This window comes from Streptomyces sp. NPDC020731, from assembly GCF_044334705.1.
Lineage (GTDB): Bacteria > Actinomycetota > Actinomycetes > Streptomycetales > Streptomycetaceae > Streptomyces.
This window is the reverse complement of the sequence record NZ_JBIRTN010000030.1, coordinates 42,113-58,166: the sequence shown is the minus strand read 5'-3', so window position 1 is coordinate 58,166 and position 16,054 is coordinate 42,113. Positions and strand designations below refer to the sequence as shown.

The 16,054-nt window shown below is 70.1% G+C and carries 14 protein-coding genes; 8 read left to right on the top strand and 6 right to left on the bottom strand.

Annotated features, from left to right (window positions below; all coding sequences use genetic code 11):
• Positions 1 to 51: 51 nt before the first annotated feature.
• The 4 genes from ACH4VX_RS33680 to ACH4VX_RS33665 all read right to left on the bottom strand — a co-directional run bounded on the left by ACH4VX_RS33680 (position 52) and on the right by ACH4VX_RS33665 (position 6,493).
• A complete protein-coding gene (locus ACH4VX_RS33680; RefSeq protein ID WP_398372912.1) occupies positions 52 to 456 on the bottom strand; it encodes a transposase in 405 nt (134 codons plus the stop codon).
• Positions 457 to 1,604: 1,148 nt separating this feature from the next.
• Complete coding sequence (locus ACH4VX_RS33675) at positions 1,605 to 4,859, bottom strand: RHS repeat-associated core domain-containing protein (RefSeq protein ID WP_398372910.1); 3,255 nt, start codon at positions 4,857 to 4,859, stop codon at positions 1,605 to 1,607.
• Between the two features lie 570 nt (positions 4,860 to 5,429).
• On the bottom strand, positions 5,430 to 5,957 hold the full coding sequence (locus ACH4VX_RS33670) for a transposase (RefSeq protein WP_398372908.1): 528 nt from the start codon (positions 5,955 to 5,957) through the stop codon (positions 5,430 to 5,432).
• Positions 5,954 to 6,493, bottom strand: coding sequence for a winged helix-turn-helix domain-containing protein (locus ACH4VX_RS33665; RefSeq protein WP_398372907.1), 540 nt, complete (start codon positions 6,491 to 6,493; stop codon positions 5,954 to 5,956). Before ACH4VX_RS33665 ends, ACH4VX_RS33670 begins: the two co-directional genes overlap by 4 nt.
• A 493-nt stretch (positions 6,494 to 6,986) precedes the next feature.
• Here ACH4VX_RS33665 and panD point away from each other — a divergent pair, with 493 nt between their 5' ends.
• The 6 genes from panD (at position 6,987) to ACH4VX_RS33635 (ending at position 10,240) form a co-directional block, all read left to right on the top strand.
• Positions 6,987 to 7,409 carry an aspartate 1-decarboxylase gene (gene panD, locus ACH4VX_RS33660; RefSeq protein ID WP_398372905.1) on the top strand — a complete coding sequence of 141 codons (423 nt, stop codon included), beginning with the start codon at positions 6,987 to 6,989 and terminating at the stop codon, positions 7,407 to 7,409.
• Between the two features lie 34 nt (positions 7,410 to 7,443).
• The gene (locus ACH4VX_RS33655) at positions 7,444 to 7,788 is read left to right on the top strand and encodes a GNAT family N-acetyltransferase (RefSeq protein WP_398372916.1); all 345 of its coding nucleotides are present in this window, start codon (positions 7,444 to 7,446) and stop codon (positions 7,786 to 7,788) included.
• A 7-nt stretch (positions 7,789 to 7,795) separates the two neighbouring features.
• Positions 7,796 to 8,479, top strand: coding sequence for an aspartate/glutamate racemase family protein (locus ACH4VX_RS33650; protein ID WP_398372903.1), 684 nt, complete (start codon positions 7,796 to 7,798; stop codon positions 8,477 to 8,479).
• A 134-nt stretch (positions 8,480 to 8,613) separates the two neighbouring features.
• Positions 8,614 to 9,111 (top strand): SRPBCC domain-containing protein, encoded by a 498-nt coding sequence (locus tag ACH4VX_RS33645; RefSeq protein ID WP_398372901.1) that lies wholly within the window; start codon positions 8,614 to 8,616, stop codon positions 9,109 to 9,111.
• A complete protein-coding gene (locus ACH4VX_RS33640; RefSeq protein WP_398372899.1) occupies positions 9,108 to 9,443 on the top strand; it encodes an ArsR/SmtB family transcription factor in 336 nt (111 codons plus the stop codon). Before ACH4VX_RS33645 ends, ACH4VX_RS33640 begins: the two co-directional genes overlap by 4 nt.
• A 32-nt stretch (positions 9,444 to 9,475) precedes the next feature.
• A complete protein-coding gene (locus ACH4VX_RS33635; protein WP_398372897.1) occupies positions 9,476 to 10,240 on the top strand; it encodes a DUF899 family protein in 765 nt (254 codons plus the stop codon).
• Positions 10,241 to 10,908: 668 nt separating this feature from the next.
• Here the strand turns inward: ACH4VX_RS33635 and gndA are convergent.
• Complete coding sequence (gene gndA, locus ACH4VX_RS33630) at positions 10,909 to 12,348, bottom strand: NADP-dependent phosphogluconate dehydrogenase (RefSeq protein ID WP_398372895.1); 1,440 nt, start codon at positions 12,346 to 12,348, stop codon at positions 10,909 to 10,911.
• A 366-nt stretch (positions 12,349 to 12,714) separates the two neighbouring features.
• Between gndA and ACH4VX_RS33625 the strand changes: the two genes are divergently transcribed.
• On the top strand, positions 12,715 to 13,953 hold the full coding sequence (locus ACH4VX_RS33625; protein ID WP_398372894.1) for a transglycosylase family protein: 1,239 nt from the start codon (positions 12,715 to 12,717) through the stop codon (positions 13,951 to 13,953).
• Here ACH4VX_RS33625 and ACH4VX_RS33620 read toward each other — a convergent pair.
• The gene (locus ACH4VX_RS33620; RefSeq protein ID WP_398372892.1) at positions 13,943 to 15,061 is read right to left on the bottom strand and encodes a DMT family transporter; all 1,119 of its coding nucleotides are present in this window, start codon (positions 15,059 to 15,061) and stop codon (positions 13,943 to 13,945) included. The two genes, ACH4VX_RS33625 and ACH4VX_RS33620, sit on opposite strands and share 11 nt — an antisense overlap.
• 210 nt (positions 15,062 to 15,271) lie before the next feature.
• Here ACH4VX_RS33620 and ACH4VX_RS33615 point away from each other — a divergent pair, with 210 nt between their 5' ends.
• A complete protein-coding gene (locus tag ACH4VX_RS33615; protein WP_398372890.1) occupies positions 15,272 to 16,027 on the top strand; it encodes a (2Fe-2S)-binding protein in 756 nt (251 codons plus the stop codon).
• Positions 16,028 to 16,054 lie beyond the last annotated feature (27 nt).

The following is a 16,054-nucleotide window of genomic DNA, read 5'->3' as shown; positions in this document are numbered from 1 at the left end:
CGCCCGTCGAATACGAGACCACCCACTACCTCGCAACCACGAAACCCCAGGTCACACCCAACAACTGAGATCTCTACCGAACCCGGAACGGTTCAGACACCATGGCCACCGGGGTTCGTCTCGGTGGCCCTCTCCGCATCGATGAACGCGTAGCGCACGGCTACTTCGTCGATTCCCTCGCGAAGAAGGCCGCGGCTTTTTCAGGACCTCGATCGTCTGCTGCTGTTCCCGGTTCTCCCGCCGCAGACGACGCAGCTCTTCCCTCTCGTCGCTGGTCAGCACACCAGCCGGCCCCTGCCCCCGGTCGGCCTTGTCCTGGTTCACCCAGTTCCGCAGACCCTCCGGACTCACACCGATCTCCCGGGCGACCTCGGTCACCGTCTTCCCCGACGAGTAGACCAGCGCGACCGCGTCCCGCTTGAACTCGGCCGTGTACCGCTTGCTCGTATTGCTCACTACCTGGAACTGCTTCCTCCGGGACCTGTCGTCCCAGTATCAGGCTGTCCAGCTCAGAGGGGGAACCTCACACTTCCTCTGCCCCCACCGCTCGACACCCTGGTCGAGCAACTCGCCACAGAGCATGAGACCTCCGCACCACCGGCACCTGACTGGCTTTTCCAGGGAAGCTATCCGGCCCGTCCCATGCCCGTCGCTACTCTCCAGCGACGGCTCAACACCTACGGCATCAGAGCCAAACCGTCCCGGGTCACTGCCTGCCTCAATCTCGCCCACGACCTGCCTCCTGCAGTCCTGGCCTCGATCACCGGCATGCACGTGATCACAGCAGAACAGTGGCACCGACGCGCGGCACCCGACTGGAGTGCCTATCTCGCCGCCCGACGCCAGGTGGCAGGGGGCAGGTGACGCAGGCTACGCATGATGCCCCGGGACTATCCGCTATCAGGCCTCTGAAGCAGAGCGCTACCCTTTCGTGCACCAGACCTCACGTGACACACCGGGCGCGAGAACTCGGTGAAATATTCAGATGCGGGATTCAGGGTGCAGCATGCGGACTGGGCGCGGTCCGCGTCTGCTGTAAGGGTTTGCCTCGTCAGCAGGGTCCAGTGAGGAAGCTCATCCTCTCTTGCCGAAACGCGCAATGAGCAATCCGCAGGTACCTACGTCGGTATCTGAGGGTGGACCAGATGTCGAAAACTAGTAATACGGCGGACATCAGACGACAGGCCCTCGCGCTTTTAGCGCGAGGGCCTGTACGTTCCCTATGACGTGAGTGAAATCCTGCTTTTGTCGTGACGGGGCATGCCCGCCTCAGAGGCTGAGCAGGAAGTCGAATCTAACGGGCGTTCATGCGGGGCCGCAGTAGTACTGCTGCCCTACACGTGAGGCTTGGGCCTCGCCTTTATGCCCTTCTGTTCCACCGTCAGAGGAGGGCGACAATTCCTGCTGCAACTACTACGATCACAGCCCCGGAGAGCCTCAGAATCGCTATCTGTGCCTTGGTCGGAGGACTTGATAGCACTCTTCCCGGAATCGGCATACGCCGCCCCCATTTGATCGTGGGGCCAGGAGCCGCTAGGCATAGTATGCCGAACGCCATGGCGATGGCGCAGATGACTACAAGTCCTGGGTTCATCTCTCTGACCTTACTTTGGGATAAGGCTGGCCGATTTTCCGAGAAGGCCGCCTGCTATGCCGCCACCGACGCACGCCATGCCCATATCTGCTGCACCATTTCCGTTGGCTCCCTCTGCGATCGCGCCGACAGCACAGCCGCCAACTATGCCGCCGACCAACGGGCTGCCCGTCACGACAGTTACTGCCGCGCCGATCGCTGTCCCCAGAACGAGTCCTGCCACCTCCGGCAAACCAAAGAGGCCGGTGGGGTCGGTGTTGTTGATGGGGTCACCGGCGGCATAGAGGTAGGGGTTGGTTTCCTGGCCGCTGGGGTCGGGTTGAGTGAAGCGGCCGAGGGTGGGGTCGTAGTAGCGGTGGCCCATCTTGTACAGGCCGGTCGGGTCGGCGTAGGCGCCGGCGTAGCGGTAGGGCTGGGGGACGGTCTCCGTGGGTGTGGTGCGCGGGAGACCGGTGGGGCCGTAGGCGTAGGTGTGGGTGCGCTTGCCGGTGCTGTCGGCGAGGCCGAGGACGTTGCCGGTGGCGTCGGTGAGGTAGTAGTAGGACTTCCCCCCAGTCGTCATGGAGTTCAGCGTGCCCGCCGGTTCGCGGATAAATCCGGTGTCGATGCCGTTCGTGGTCGTGGACGCCAGTCCGAGCGCCGTGTGGTGGAACCAGGTCGAGCCGAGCCTGGTGCGCTCGGCGTTGTCCGTGCCGGCGTGGACCAGGTCGTAGGTCTTGCCGCCGGTGGTGATGCCGGAGAGCTGGCTGTAGTCGGTCCAGGTCTCGCCCGTGCGGGGGGTGTTGTCGGCCGCCGCCGTTTCGTTGCCGAGTTTGTCGTAGGACCAGCCGGCCGTGGTGCCGTTCTTGGCGGTCAGTTCACTCGCGTCGTTGTACGTATACGTCGTGCCGCCCGGGCAGGTGGTCTTGCTGCCGTCGCGGCTGGTGAGGTTGCCGGCCTTGTCGAAGCAGTACAGCCACGATGCCTTGCGGGTGCCGGCGGAGTCGGCTTCCAGGGCGTAGGTGAGGCGGTCCTGGGAGTCGTAGGTGTAGGTGGTCGTGTACTTGGTGAGGTTGTCGGTGCGGGTGCGGATCTTGGTGGTGTCCTTGCCCGCGGTGTTCTTGTAGCTGTAGGCGAGGTCGATGAACGTCTGCGTGCCCGACGTGGTCCGGATCTTCTCCGGTCGGCCGTTGTCGTCCATGGTGACCGACTGGGTGGTGCCGCCGGGGTAGACGGTCTTGGTGCGCTTGCCGTTGTTGTTGTAGTCGAAGTCGGTCTTCTGGCCGTCCGGCGCCGTCAGGTAGTCGAGGCGGCCGGCCTTGTCCCAGGTGTAGTCCGTCTTCCCGGTCGGGTCGGTGTAGTAGTCGACGTCACCGCCCGGAGTGTAGGCGAGGGCGGTCTGGGCGCCGTTCTGCAGGGTGCGGCGCTTTTCCCGGTTGAGCTTGTCGTACTCCCAGGTGGTGGTGCCCGAGGCGTCGGTGCGGGTCTTCACGTTGCCGTCACCGTCGTAGGAGTAGCTGACAGTGGAGTTGGTGGAGGAGACCTCGCGGACTCGGTCACGGTTGTCGTAGACGTAGACCGTGGTGATGCCCCGGCCGTCCTTGACCGTCTCCACCCGGCCCAGCGCGTCGTACGTGTACGTCGTCTCGCCCAGCGGCGCCGGCGGCTTGGCCTTGATCAGGTTGCCCTTGGCGTCATACTCGAACGACGTGACCTTGCCGTTGCCGTCCTTCGCCGTGCAGCGCTGACCCTCGAAGCCGCCGCAGTCCGGCGTGGCGTCGTTGTACGTGTACTCCCGGGTGCCGCCCGCGGTGCCGGACGTCGTCACCGACATCGTGTTGCCGTTGGCGTCGTACTTGAAGCTGTCCTTGCGGCCGTCCGCAGTCGTGAAGTCGTTGGGCAGGTCGGTCCCCGCGACCGTCTGGTACGCCGACACGGACGCCGTCGCGCCCAGCGGCAGCTTCTGGGAAAGGGCGTTGTTGCGGCCGTCCCATCCGTACGTGGTCGTGTTGCCGCCGGTGCCGTCCGCGCCGGTGCCCATGGCGTCGATCGCCGTCTGGGTGAGGTGGTTCTTGTACGTGGCGTGGCGGGCGTGGCCGAGTGGGTCGGTGACCTTGGTGACCTCGCCGTCGGCGTTGTGGACGTACTTCGTGGCGTCGCCGTCCGGGTCCGTGAGCGTGGTCGTTCCGGCGTCCGAGGGAGTGGCGGCGGTGTAGTCGTAGCGCCAGGTCGGGCCCGTGTGACCGCTCGACGTCGACTCGGTGGCGCGCTGCACGGACGTGACGCGGTTGTGGCTGTCGTAGGTGAAGAGGGTGACCGTGCCTTCGGGAGTGGTCACCTTCGTCACGCGGTGCGAGCCGTCGTACTCGTACGTGGTGGCCTTGCCGGCCGTGTCCGTCACCTTGGCCAGGTTGCCGGAGCCGTCGAGGTTGAGGACTGCGGTGCGGCCGGTGTGGTCCTTGGCCTGCCACTGGTTGCCGTAGGTCTTGACCAGGTCGATCCAGCGGCCGGAGCGGGTTTCGGTGAGCTTGAAGCCCTTGTGCTCGGCGCCTTCGTCGTGCTGGTCGACGGTGATCGTGCCGTCGTTCCTGTCCGTCACCTTCAGCAGGGTGCCGTGCTCGTTGTAGGTGTCCTTGGTGCCGGACTTGCGGTCGGTCAGAGTGTAGGTGCCGTCCGCGTTCTTCCTCAGGTCCTTCGAGTAGCCGGCCGGCGTCGTGTACGTGCCGTCGGCGTTGGCCGTGAAGCGCAACAGGTTGCCGGTGGCGTCGAAAACGTCCACCTCACCGTCGTTCACCTGGAGGTAGCGCTCGTACGCCTGCCACCAGCGCTGCGACACCTTGCCCCACGGGGCCTCCAGTGAGTTGTAGGTGCGGGTCAACTGGAGCTTCTGGCCGACGCCCGCGATGTCGAAGTCCGTCGCCGCCAGCATCAGGTTGCCGTTGGAGACGTTCACCCGCGCCACCAGCGCGTCGTTCAGACGGGTGTCGACAATCTGGTGCCAGGGCACCTCGCCCTGCCCCTCGGGCAGGTAGTCAGTGGCGACAGCATCTGCCGACCGGACACCGGACGCCTTGGCGGTCTGCCCGTCGGTGGCGCGGGCCTGCTGCGCCGCTCGCCAGGCTGCCACCTCTGGTGATGGTTTCGCCTCCGCCTGCGAGGCCGGCGCCCTGGTCTTCCCGGCCGGCGTCGCGGGAGCCTCCACCTTCGTCGGCTTGGTCCAAGGGCTCTCTGGCTCCGGCAGCTGCGGCTTGGGTGTTGCCGCCAGACCGGGTGCGGCAGCGATCATCACAGCGGCCGTGGTGATCGCCGAGACGAGAGCGGTTCTGTGTGTTCTCCGGGCACGCCGAAACGACGCGCTCGTGGCACGCGAGTGCATCAGCTTCCCCCCACAGGAAGTCAGATCCGGCAACCCCACCGGTCACCAGTGACACACAAGCTGTCACAAGAAGCACACAAACCAGCGCGGCGTCCCCCCGAACTCCGACTGCATGCGGGCCAGAATCAGCCCCACCGCTTCAACCGCCCAAGCAGGACACAGAGATATCAAGTACCCCAAAAGGGTGGATGGAAATGATGAAGCTGTCTCTGGATACGGAGCCGGACTTGACCGAAACCCTTCGACCTCGGAGTTTCCATGGAGATCCCGAGTGGAAGACCGGTCGCTTCCGGTCAGGTTCAGACCTGCCCGTCCCACCCGCCGAACGGCAGCTCCTACGCTCACATGCAGGTTACGACGCTCCGCCGGCAAGCGGGCAAGTTGTCTCAAGGCAAACGGGAGCGCACCAGGCATCGCTGTGGCCGGGCCTCACACCAGGCACACTTACTGAGGTTGAACTCGTGATGTCGTCTTCGGTGATCAGGGGCTGATGGTCAGTCCTGTCTCGGTGAGACAGCCGTCTATGAGGTGGCTGCGGTACTGGATGTGGCGGAGACCGCGTCGGATGGTCTGGACGAGGTGTTCGGGGGTGCTGAAGGCGACGTTGGAGAGCCAGCCGCGCCGCAGCAGCGACCAGATACCTTCGACGGGGTTGAGGTCGGGTGCGTAGGGCGGCAGGTAGTAGATGGTCAGCCAGTCCTGGGCTGCCGCCCATTGCCGCAGGTCGGCGGCCTTGTGGACATTGAGATTGTCCCAGATCAGGACGATCGGGCCGTCGAGCTGGCGGTGTGCGGCGATCAGCAGGTCGCGGTAGTCGCGCCAACTGAAGCTCTTGCGTCCGTCGCGGTTGCCGTCGTCGCGGCGGGGCCGGTAGATCAGCCTCGAGCGGTGACCGGGTTTGTAGCAGGCCAGGGCTGCGATGGAGATGCGTCTGCGGGAGCGGCCGCGGACCCGCACCACCGGGGTGCGGCCACGCTGGGACCAGGTCTTCGCCTGCGGCGGCGTCATGGAGAAGCCGGCTTCGTCCTCGAAGACGAGCCAGGCTCCACGGGTCGCCGCGAGTCTTCCGCGCAGGGCCAGGTCTCCTTCACCCAGCCGGCCACGGCCTCGTCGTCGCGTTCCAGGGCCCGGCGGGCGGGGACCTGGCAGGACCAGCCGTTGCGGACCAGCAGCTTGCGCACGCCCTGGATGGTGTAGGTCAGGTGGAAGCGCCGGCCGATCACGGTCTTGATCCGGCTCAGTGTCCAGCGCTGGTCCTGCCAGCCGTGCGCGGTCGGCCCCTTGGCCAGCTCCGCCTCCAGTTGCGCGAACTGTTTCTCGCTCAGTCTCGGCAACGACGCCGGCCCCTGCGACCGCAGAGCACGCGGCCCATCCTTCTCCCACGCCTGCCGCCACCGCTGCACCGACCGGACGCTGACACGCAGGTCCTTGGCGATCACAGAACTCGCCTCGCCCCGAGCGAACCGCTCGGCCGCCTTGAGCCGTAACCCCTCGCGGAACTGCTGCCGTTCGGCGGTCAACCCGCCCCCTTGTGGATACCGCATGCCCCGGTGATACCGCACGGGCGACCAGCCGTCAGCCCCTACGACTCCACGAGTTCAACCTCAGTAACCGGCGATCCGCCGCTATGTTGCCGCGCTGCTTCGGCCATTCAGATTCATGGAGCTGTGGGCGCCTCCTCCTTTGAGACGGGATACGAGGGGCCTGGGCCGGCTGACCCATGGCGGCGCGTGGTCCGACTTCCGTTCGAGCGCCCTCGCTCCTGACTGCCGTCCAGACCGTCCGCGTGACGGTGATCACGGACGTCCTTCGGGGGGTGCTGCGTAGGCTTGGGTCGTCGCCACGGTGGGGTCCGCGAGAGTGGGCGAAGCCCTCCTCCAGTCACCTGACGGGGCGTCATGAAAGTCGGCAAGTGGTCAGCATGAGTCCTGAAAAACCTGGGGACAGCTGCCCGGACATGCGACTCGTTGTAGGGTATGGAAACAGCCCTTGACCTGCAAAAACGCAGGCAGGGAGCCTACTGGTGGGAGTGCCCCGGTGTTGCGTACCATGTTCAAGTCCAAGATCCACCGAGCCACCGTCACCCAGGCCGACCTGCACTACGTGGGATCCGTCACGATCGACGCCGAGCTGCTCGACGCCGCCGATCTGCTGCCCGGGGAACTGGTGCACATCGTCGACGTCACCAACGGGGCGCGGCTGGAGACGTACGTCATCGAGGGGGAGCGCGGGTCCGGGGTGATCGGGATCAACGGGGCCGCCGCCCATCTCGTCCGGCCCGGCGATCTGGTGATCATCATCAGTTACGCTCAGGTGACCGACGCCGAGGCGCGGGCGCTGGAACCCCGGGTGGTGCACGTGGACGGTGACAACCGCATCGTGTTCCTGGGGGCCGACCCGTCCGAGCCGGTGCCGGGGTCGGACCAGGAGCGCAGCCCGGGGGCCGTCACCACGGCCTGACCGGCGCAGACCGAGGCAGGAGCGTGACGTGGCCATGGGTGACATCGGGATCCGTGACGACCGGGCGGCGGGCCGGCTCGAGGCGGTGGCGGACGGTGAGGTCGTCGGGCGGATCGAGTACTTCGTCCTCGACGCGCCCGAGCGCGCGCTCGTGCCCGTGCACACCATCGTCGAGCCCGCCCACGAGGGCAGGGGCATCGCGGGCTCCCTCGCCCGCGAGCTGTACGGTACCGCCGCCCGAGAGGACAGCGCCGTCGTCCCGCTCTGCCCCTACGTCGCCAAGTGGGCCGAGCGCCACCCCGACCAGGCTCCGGCGGCCGGACCGGAGCCGGCCCGGGCGGCGAAGGAGTGGCTGGCGGCGCATCCCGAGCGGTTCTGAGGTCCACGTGCTCGCACTGCTGCACACCTCGCCCGTCCACGTGCCCGTCTTCGACGCGTTGCGCGACGAGGCCCACCCCGGGCTGGAACTGCGGCACCTTGTCGCCGAGGACCTGTTGGAGCGCGCCCGCGTCGACGGGCCCGCAGCGGTGGCCTGCGACGTACGGGCGAAAGTGCGTGAGGCCGTCGACGGCGGTGCCCGGGCCGTGCTGTGCACCTGCTCGACCATCGGCGGGGTCGCGGAGGCGGCTGCCGCCGAGGCCGGGGTTCCGGTACTGCGTGTCGACCGGCCGATGGCGGCCGCGGCGGTGGCGGCCGGGTCGCGGGTCGTCGTCCTCGCCGCCCTGGAAAGCACGCTTCGGCCGACGGTGGCGTTGATCGAGGAGGAGGCCCGGCGCGGCGGACGGTCCGTCGGGGTGACGACCGTGCTGGTCCAAGGGGCCTGGCAGTGTTTCGAGGCGGGCGACCCGGCCGGCTACGTCCGGCGGATCGCGGAGGCCGCGGACGCGGTCACCGGTGCCGAAGTGATCGTCCTCGCCCAGGCGTCCATGGCCCCGGCCGGGCGACTCGCCACGACGCCGGTGCCCGTGCTGTCCAGTCCCCGTCCGGGACTCGCGGCGGCAGCCCGACTGTGCCGCCGGGGCCCCGGCCGGGCCGTGCCGGACCGGGAGGCGCTCCGGCCGGGAACGTGACACTTCCTCGGAACGTGCCGTGCGGACGGACGCGTGAGCCGCGGATGGATCCATTGAGTGCAACCTTTCAGTTGCGCATGCCGTCGGGATGTGCAATCGTCGAGTTGCACACGGACCGGCAATGGAGGTATCCCGTGAATGACGCCGCCCACACCGACGCGGAGCTGTCCGAGCTCGACCGGATCGCCCGGCAGATCGACATCGACGCACCCGCCGAGCGGGTATGGGAGCTGGTCGTACGCCCCGGCTGGTACATCAATGACGGCGCGGTCGAGGCCGAGCCGGACCTGCGCCACGAGGGCGAGGTGACCGTGGTGCGCCATCCCTCGCTGGGTGAGTTCCGGTTCCGGACGGTGGAGCTGGACAAGCCGCGCTACGCGGCGTTCCGGTGGATCGGAACCCCGCACCGGGACGACTCGACGCCCTCGACCCTGGTCGAGTTCCGGATCGACGAGCGGGACGGCGGCGGGGTGACCCTGCGCGTGGTGGAGAGCGGCTTCTCCGGCCTCGCCGACGACCCGGCGGCATGGCTGAAGGAACGCGAGGGAAACGACAAGGGCTGGCTCATGGAGCTGGCCGCCGCGAAGGCGTTCGTCGAGAAGAACGCGTCGGTCCCGGCGAGGCGGCTGTGACCGCTTCCGCTCTTCCCGTCGTGTGTGCCGCGCTCGGCGACGCGACGCGCTGGGAGATACTCACCCGGCTCGGTGAGGGCCCCATGTCGGCGTCCGCGCTGGCCAGGGTCCTGCCGGTGAGCCGGCAGGCGATCGGAAAGCACCTGGAAGTGCTGCGCGAGGTCGGGCTGATCGAGTCCGAGCAGCGCGGGCGAGAGGTCGTCCACCTCGCCGTCGGCGCCCGGCTCGGCGCGCTGGCCCGCGAACTCGACCGGATCGGCCGCTCCTGGGAGACGCGTCTGCTGCGCATCAAGGAACTGGCGGAACGCCCCGGACCCGACGCGGCCCCCTGACGGACAGCGACTTACGACGATTGGGCAAGACCATGACCGACCACGACAGCAGGCCCACGGACCGTGCTCCGGCGCTGCCACCGATGGCCGACCGCGCCACCTTCCGGGCCGAACTGGACCGCCTGCGGATCCGGGAGAAGGCGCACACCCGGGAAGGCGACGCGATCGCCGCCGCCAGGCGGCGCCTGCCCATGGTCGAGGTGGCCGCCGACCTCGAACTGACCGGGCCCGACGGGCCGGTCACCCTGCTCGAAGCCTTCGAAGGGCGCCGACAGCTCATCGCCTACTACTTCATGTGGCACCACGGCCACGACGCGGCCGGGCAGTGCGAGGGCTGCACGTGGGTCACCACCCAGGTCCAGGAGCTGTCGTACCTGCACTCGCGCGACATCACCTACGCCGTCCTCTGCCAGGGTCCGTACGACGAAAGCCGCCGCTACCGCGACTTCATGGGCTGGGAGGTGCCGTGGTACTCGGCTCTCCCGTCGCAGGACGAACTGCTGACCGGGCGCCACGTCGGCATGATGCACATCGTGTGCTACCTGCGGGACGGCGACCGCGTCTTCGAGACGTACTGGACGACCCTGCGCGGGGTGGAGGCGATGGACTACAGCTACGCGCTCATGGACCTCACCGTGTACGGACGCCAGGAGCTGTGGGAGGACTCGCCACCCGACTGGCCCACCGTACAGGGCACGCCCGTCGATGAGGTGCGGCTGCGGAGCGACGGACGCCCCATCCCCCAGTGGTCGCGCATCGAGGCCGGCCGCTCCGACACTCTCACCCCGCGCCCCTGATCCTCCGGCCGGGCCGGTCCCTTCCGAACGTCCGGCGGCGGAGGCGTGCCGCGCCCGGCCGGGAAGGTGACGCCAACCGGCCCCGTGCCGTCACGCGGGCGGGTGACTGGAGAGGCGGCCGTCGGGTAGGCGGGGCAGTAGTCCAGAGCCGACGTCGAGCGACAGGCCGGAGGACACGCGCCATGACGAACCCGTACCCGGACCCCGTCCCGCCGGGCCCCACCCCGGGCCCGGACCCCTCGCACCCCGAGCCCTACCCGGACCCCGCCCCTTCGCCCCCGCCGCCGGGCCCCGGTCCGGAGCCGACCCCGCAGCCGCCGGGACCGGGACCGCAGCCGCCCCCGCCGCATCCGGGTCCCCCCGAGCCGTCCCCGTCGCCGATCCCGCCGGGCCCCGAGCCGGTGCCGAACCCGGAGCCCGGCCCGCCGCTGAGCTGATCCGGACGGGAAAACAGGGCGGTGGGGGGGGGGGCCGCCGGCCCCCCCCCCCGCCCCCGGGGGGGGGCCCCCCCCCCCCCCCCGGGCCCCCCCCCCCCGCCCCCGGCGCCGACCCCGCCGGCCCCCGCGCGGGGGCCCACCCCGGCCCCCGCCCCGCCGCTGTGCTGCCCCGGCGGGCAAACCGGGGGGGGGGCCGGCCGCCCGGCCGCCCACCGCCCTGTCACAGGAGTCCTACGCCGACACCTCCGAGCGGTCCCCGCCCCACAGCGTGTGGAACGAGCCGTCGCGGTCCGTGCGCCGGTAGGTGTGCGCGCCGAAGTAGTCCCGCTGGCCCTGGGTGAGCGCGGCCGGCAGGCGCTCCGCGCGCAGGGCGTCGTAGTAGGCGAGGGCCGCGGCGAAGCCGGGGGTCGGCACGCCCTGACGGGTCGCCGCGATCAGCACCTCGCGCCAGTCGTCCTGGGCGTCCGCGATCTCCCGCGCGAACGTCTCGTCCGACAGCAGGCTCGGCAGGTCGGCGCGGGCGTCGTAGGCGGCGCGGATACGGTCCAGGAAGGCCGCGCGGATGATGCAGCCGCCGCGCCAGATCGCGGAGACCGCGCCGAGGTCGATGTCCCAGCCGTACTCCTCGCTGCCGGCCGCCACCTCGTGGAAGCCCTGCGTGTACGACACGATCTTCGACGCGTACAGCGCCTGTTCCACCCGGTCGGCGAACGCCGCCGCCTCCGACTCGCCCAGCGGCGCGGCCTTCGGGCCGGCCAGGGAGCGCGAGGCCTCGCGCAGCGCCGCGTGACCGGACAGGGAGCGCGCGAACACGGCCTCGGCGATCCCGGACACCGGCACGCCCAGGTCGAGCGCGATCTGCACGGTCCAGCGGCCCGTGCCCTTCTGCTCCGCCTGGTCCACCACCACGTCCACGAACGGCTCGCCCGTGGCCGCGTCCACGTGCGACAGCACCTCGGCCGTGATCTCGATCAGGTACGAGTCCAGCCGGCCGGTGTTCCAGGTGCGGAAGATCTCCGCGATCCGCGCGGGGGAGTAGCCGGCGACATCGCGCAGCAGCTGGTACGCCTCACCGATCAGCTGCATGTCGGCGTACTCGATGCCGTTGTGCACCATCTTCACGAAGTGCCCGGCGCCGTCCGGGCCGACGTGCGTGACGCAGGGGGAGCCGTCCTTCGCCTTCGCGGAGATCTTCTCCAGCATCGGGCCCAGCGAGTCGTACGACTCCTTCGGGCCGCCCGGCATGATGCTCGGCCCGTTCAGCGCGCCCTCCTCGCCGCCGGAGACACCCATGCCGACGAAGTGGATGCCCTGCTCCCGCAGCGCCTTCTCGCGGCGGCGGGTGTCCGCGAAGTGCGCGTTGCCACCGTCGATGATCATGTCGCCGGGCTCCAGCAGCGGCGCGAACTCCTCGATCACCGCGTCCGTCGGCTCGCCCGCCTTCACCATGACGACCAGCCGCCGCGGTCGCTCCAGCGCCGCCACGAACTCCTTGGCCGTCTCGGCCGCCACGAAGCCGCCCTCGTGCCCGAACTCCTCCACCAGCGCGTGCGTGCGTGCCGCCGTCCGGTTGTGCACCGCGACCGTGTAGCCGTTGCGGGCGAAGTTGCGCGCGAGGTTGCGGCCCATGACCGCGAGCCCCGTGACACCGATCTGCGCTGAACTGCTCATTGGGGTGGCTCCTAGTGACCTTGGTATCGGTACTGCCGGGTCCCGGTGTTGCCGGCCGATGCCCGCCAGTCCTGCCATCGACCATCCTGACGTGCCGCACTCGCGTGCGCACGCGCGGGTCGGTACGACACCGCTCAGGCACATACGCGCGGATGCCCCCCGTGCACTCAGCGGGCGCACGCGCCCGCGTGCCCCCGCGGACGGGCACACCCGCCCGCGCACGCTCCCCAGGGAGTGCCAACGGGGGCGCAACGGGCGAAAACTCCCGGCCACTTGGCGCATCCGTGCGGCCGATAGCCGTCTTGTCACGGCCGGTTCGCACCGCTTACTTTTGCCCCTCCTGACGCATTGTCGAGGGGGACTTCCATGGCCGTGCGCGGCCGGCACCGCCGGTATCAGCCGAACAGGATCAACCGGGCCTCGCTCACCGTCACCGCGGGCGGCGCCGGAATGGCGCTCCCGCTGCTGGGCGCCGGCGCCGCCCAGGCGGCCGACGTGGAGACCTGGGACAAGGTCGCCGCCTGCGAGTCCACCGACGACTGGAACATCAACACCGGCAACGGGTACTACGGCGGGCTCCAGTTCACCCAGTCGACCTGGGAGGCGTACGGCGGTACCCGGTACGCGCCGCGCGCGGATCTGGCCACCAAGGACCAGCAGATCGCCGTCGCCGAGAAGGTCCTCGACGGACAGGGGCCCGGCGCCTGGCCGGTGTGCTCGGTGCGGGCCGGATTGACCCGGGGCGGCGACACCCCCGACATCCGGCCGGCCGCCGGCAAGTCCGACGGAAACGACGGGAAGGCCGACGGCAGGAAGACCGGCCGGTCCTCCGCCGGGGACGTCACACCGCAGACCACGCCCCAGTCCCGCGCGGGCCGCGCCGAGATGTACACCGTCGTCCGCGGCGACACCCTCTCCGGCATCGCGTCGGGCGAACAGGTCGGCGGCGGCTGGCGGAAGCTGTACGACGCCAACCGCTCCACCATCGGCGGTGACCCCGACCTGATCATGCCGGGCCAGCGGCTCTCCCTGCCCGACGGGACGACGAAGGCGGTCGAGAAACCGGCCAAGTCGGCCGAGAAGAAGGCCGGGAGAGCCGAAAAGGCCGAGAAGAACGAGAAGAAGACGGAGAAGAAGGCCGAGAAGAAGGCCTCCTCCCAGCGCACCGAGGACCCTGCGGACCGCGCCACCAAGACCACCGGAACTCTGGTCGCCCCGGTCAGCGCCGCGCTCGGCACGCCGTACCACAAGGCCGGATCCGCCTGGTCGAAGGGCTACCACACGGGCGTCGACTTCCCCGTCCCCACCGGCACGTCCGTGAAGTCGGTCGGGGCCGGCACCGTCGTCAGCGCGGGCTGGGAGGGGTCGTTCGGCTACCAGGTGGTGGTCCGGCACGCCGACGGCCGCCACAGCCAGTACGCACACCTGTCGGCGATCTCGGTGAAGAGCGGGCAGTCCGTCGGCGCGGGCCAGCGCATCGGCCGTTCCGGTTCGACCGGAAACAGCTCGGGCCCGCATCTGCACTTCGAGGTGCGGACGGGGCCCGGCTTCGGATCGGACGTCGACCCGGTCGCCTACCTGAGGGCGGGCGGCGTCAGGATTTGATCCGCACCCTGTGCCGGTCCACCACCGCCACCGGTACGTACGGGCCGCCGTAGAAGGGCGCGTACGACACCAGCGGCACCGGGGCGGAATCCGCGTCGTCCGGCGCGCCGCCCGGTGCCGGCACGGGGGCCGGCACCCGTACGTCCTCGGAGAGTTCGAGTGCGGCCAGCAGCCGCTCGGCGGGATCGGTGGCCGGCTGTCCGTCGGCCTCCGCGGGAACCACCTCGGACGCGGGCTCCGGTACGGAGGCTTCCGCCACCCGCGCCTCCTGGTGCTCGCGTGCCAGCCGCTCCGTCGTGAGCAGGATCAGACCACCGGCCGCCACCACGCCGCAGCTCAGTGCGAGCGCCGTGCCCGTCGTGCCGTAGCGGAAGGTCTCGCCGAACATCGTGATGCCGACCGCGGCCGCCACCACCGGGTTCACCACCGTCAGCGTGGCCAGCGGCGCCGCGAGGCCGGCGCCCCGGTAGGAGGCCTGGGAGAGCAGCATGCCGGCCGTGGCCAGGACGCCGATCACCGCCAGGGACGGCAGGTCCGCAGCCGTGACACCGCCCGTCCAGTCGACCGCGACGGTCTTCGTGAACACGGAGGACATGCCGAACGCGACACCGGACGCGGTGGCCAGCAGGATGCTGCGCACCGCGGGATGCCGGTGCACGGCGCGGGCCGCGATCATCAGCGCCACGACCGCCCCGGCCGTGCCCAGCGCAGCCGCCACCCGCTGCGCGGTGTCCAGCGACTGCGCGTCGGACGCGCCGACCAGGGACAGCAGTCCCGCGAGGCCCACCGTCGCCATGATGGCGCCGCGCCACGCGGTCGCCCCGGCCTTCCGGCCCACGAACAGCGCGGCCATGGGCAGGGCGAAGACGATGGTCAGCGCGCCCAGGGGCTGGACGAGGCTCAGCGGGCCGTAGGCGAGCGCCACCACGTGGAGCAGTCCGCCGAGGCCGTTGAGCGCGACCGCCGCCCACCAGCCCGGCCGGCGCAGCGGTGCGTACTGCTGCGCGCCGGGTGAGGACACCGCGACCTGCTCCTGCACGATCGCCCCTCCGGCGTACGCCACGGCAGAGACGAACGACAGCAGCACGGACAACGCGAGGGCGCTCATCGGCTGCTCCTCTGCGTGAGGCCGGGGCGGTGGACCCGGCGCGGCGAACGGTCGGCTTTCATAACCAACACGATGCCGTGCCAGAGTGTTCCCGTCGTCGTCCCTGAGCACTCAATGAGTCCTACTGCCGATGGAGTACGACGGCGCCTCCCTCATCCCCAGGGTGGGTACCCGCGGGCGGGGGGCCCCTGGTTGTCACCCCTAAGGGGCTTGGTACTACTGCACGTCGTGGACCTCGACCCGTCTCTCACCGCCCTTCACCGCCTCGGTGGTTTCTTCGTACTGCGCACGGCGGGAGTGGCCGGCCGTTCCCTGCCCACGCTCGCCCAGGCATACGGCCCCGGAGGCCCGGATGTTCAGGGCGACTTCCTGGCCTCGCGGGTCCGCCGGGTCGCCGGTGCCCTGCGCACCCCCGAGGCGCGGGTCGCCGCGTCGGTGGCCCAGCAGGGGCTCGCCGCCCGTCTGTGGTCCGTGGCCCTCGGTTCCGCCGCCCTGTACGGCGCGGTCCCCGACCTCGCCCCGCCGCTGCTGCGCTGGGACCCGGAGGGCGGCGCCCCCGACGACCTGTGGCTGACCGAGGTGCGGCCGCTGCCCGGTGACGCGGCGACGATCGCGGAGCTGGTGCTGCGCGGCCACCTGGAACCCCTCGCCGCGGCCCTGAGCTCCCGCCACCGCCTCGCGCCGGGCCTGCTGCGCGGCAACGCCGCCTCCGCGCTCGCGGGCGCCGCCCGGGAACTGGACCGCTGGGGGCGCCGCCACGGCCGTACGGACGCCGCCGCCCGTGCCGCCTCCCTGACGGCCGAACTCCTCGCGCACCCCCTGCTCACCGGGACCGGAACCCTCACGGGCACCGCCTTCCGGCGCCGCAGCTGCTGTCTGTACTACCGGGTGCCCGGCGGGGGCGTCTGCGGCGACTGCTGCTTCGCCCGGCCGCCCCGCTCTTCCCCGCGCGCCCCATCTGGGTGACCATGAAGGGAACGTCCGCTCAGACAG

Bases quoted from the DNA above. Each gene is read 5' to 3' on its own strand.
- ACH4VX_RS33675 (WP_398372910.1), bottom strand. From the start codon at position 4,859: ATGATCGCTGCCGCACCCGGTCTGGCGGCAACACCCAAGCCGCAGCTG.
- ACH4VX_RS33655 (WP_398372916.1), top strand. From the start codon at position 7,444: ATGGGTGACATCGGGATCCGTGACGACCGGGCGGCGGGCCGGCTCGAG.
- ACH4VX_RS33625 (WP_398372894.1), top strand. From the start codon at position 12,715: ATGGCCGTGCGCGGCCGGCACCGCCGGTATCAGCCGAACAGGATCAAC.
- ACH4VX_RS33635 (WP_398372897.1), top strand. From the start codon at position 9,476: ATGACCGACCACGACAGCAGGCCCACGGACCGTGCTCCGGCGCTGCCA.
- ACH4VX_RS33665 (WP_398372907.1), bottom strand. From the start codon at position 6,493: ATGCGGTATCCACAAGGGGGCGGGTTGACCGCCGAACGGCAGCAGTTC.
- ACH4VX_RS33670 (WP_398372908.1), bottom strand. From the start codon at position 5,957: ATGACGCCGCCGCAGGCGAAGACCTGGTCCCAGCGTGGCCGCACCCCG.
- gndA (WP_398372895.1), bottom strand. From the start codon at position 12,348: ATGAGCAGTTCAGCGCAGATCGGTGTCACGGGGCTCGCGGTCATGGGC.
- ACH4VX_RS33620 (WP_398372892.1), bottom strand. From the start codon at position 15,061: ATGAGCGCCCTCGCGTTGTCCGTGCTGCTGTCGTTCGTCTCTGCCGTG.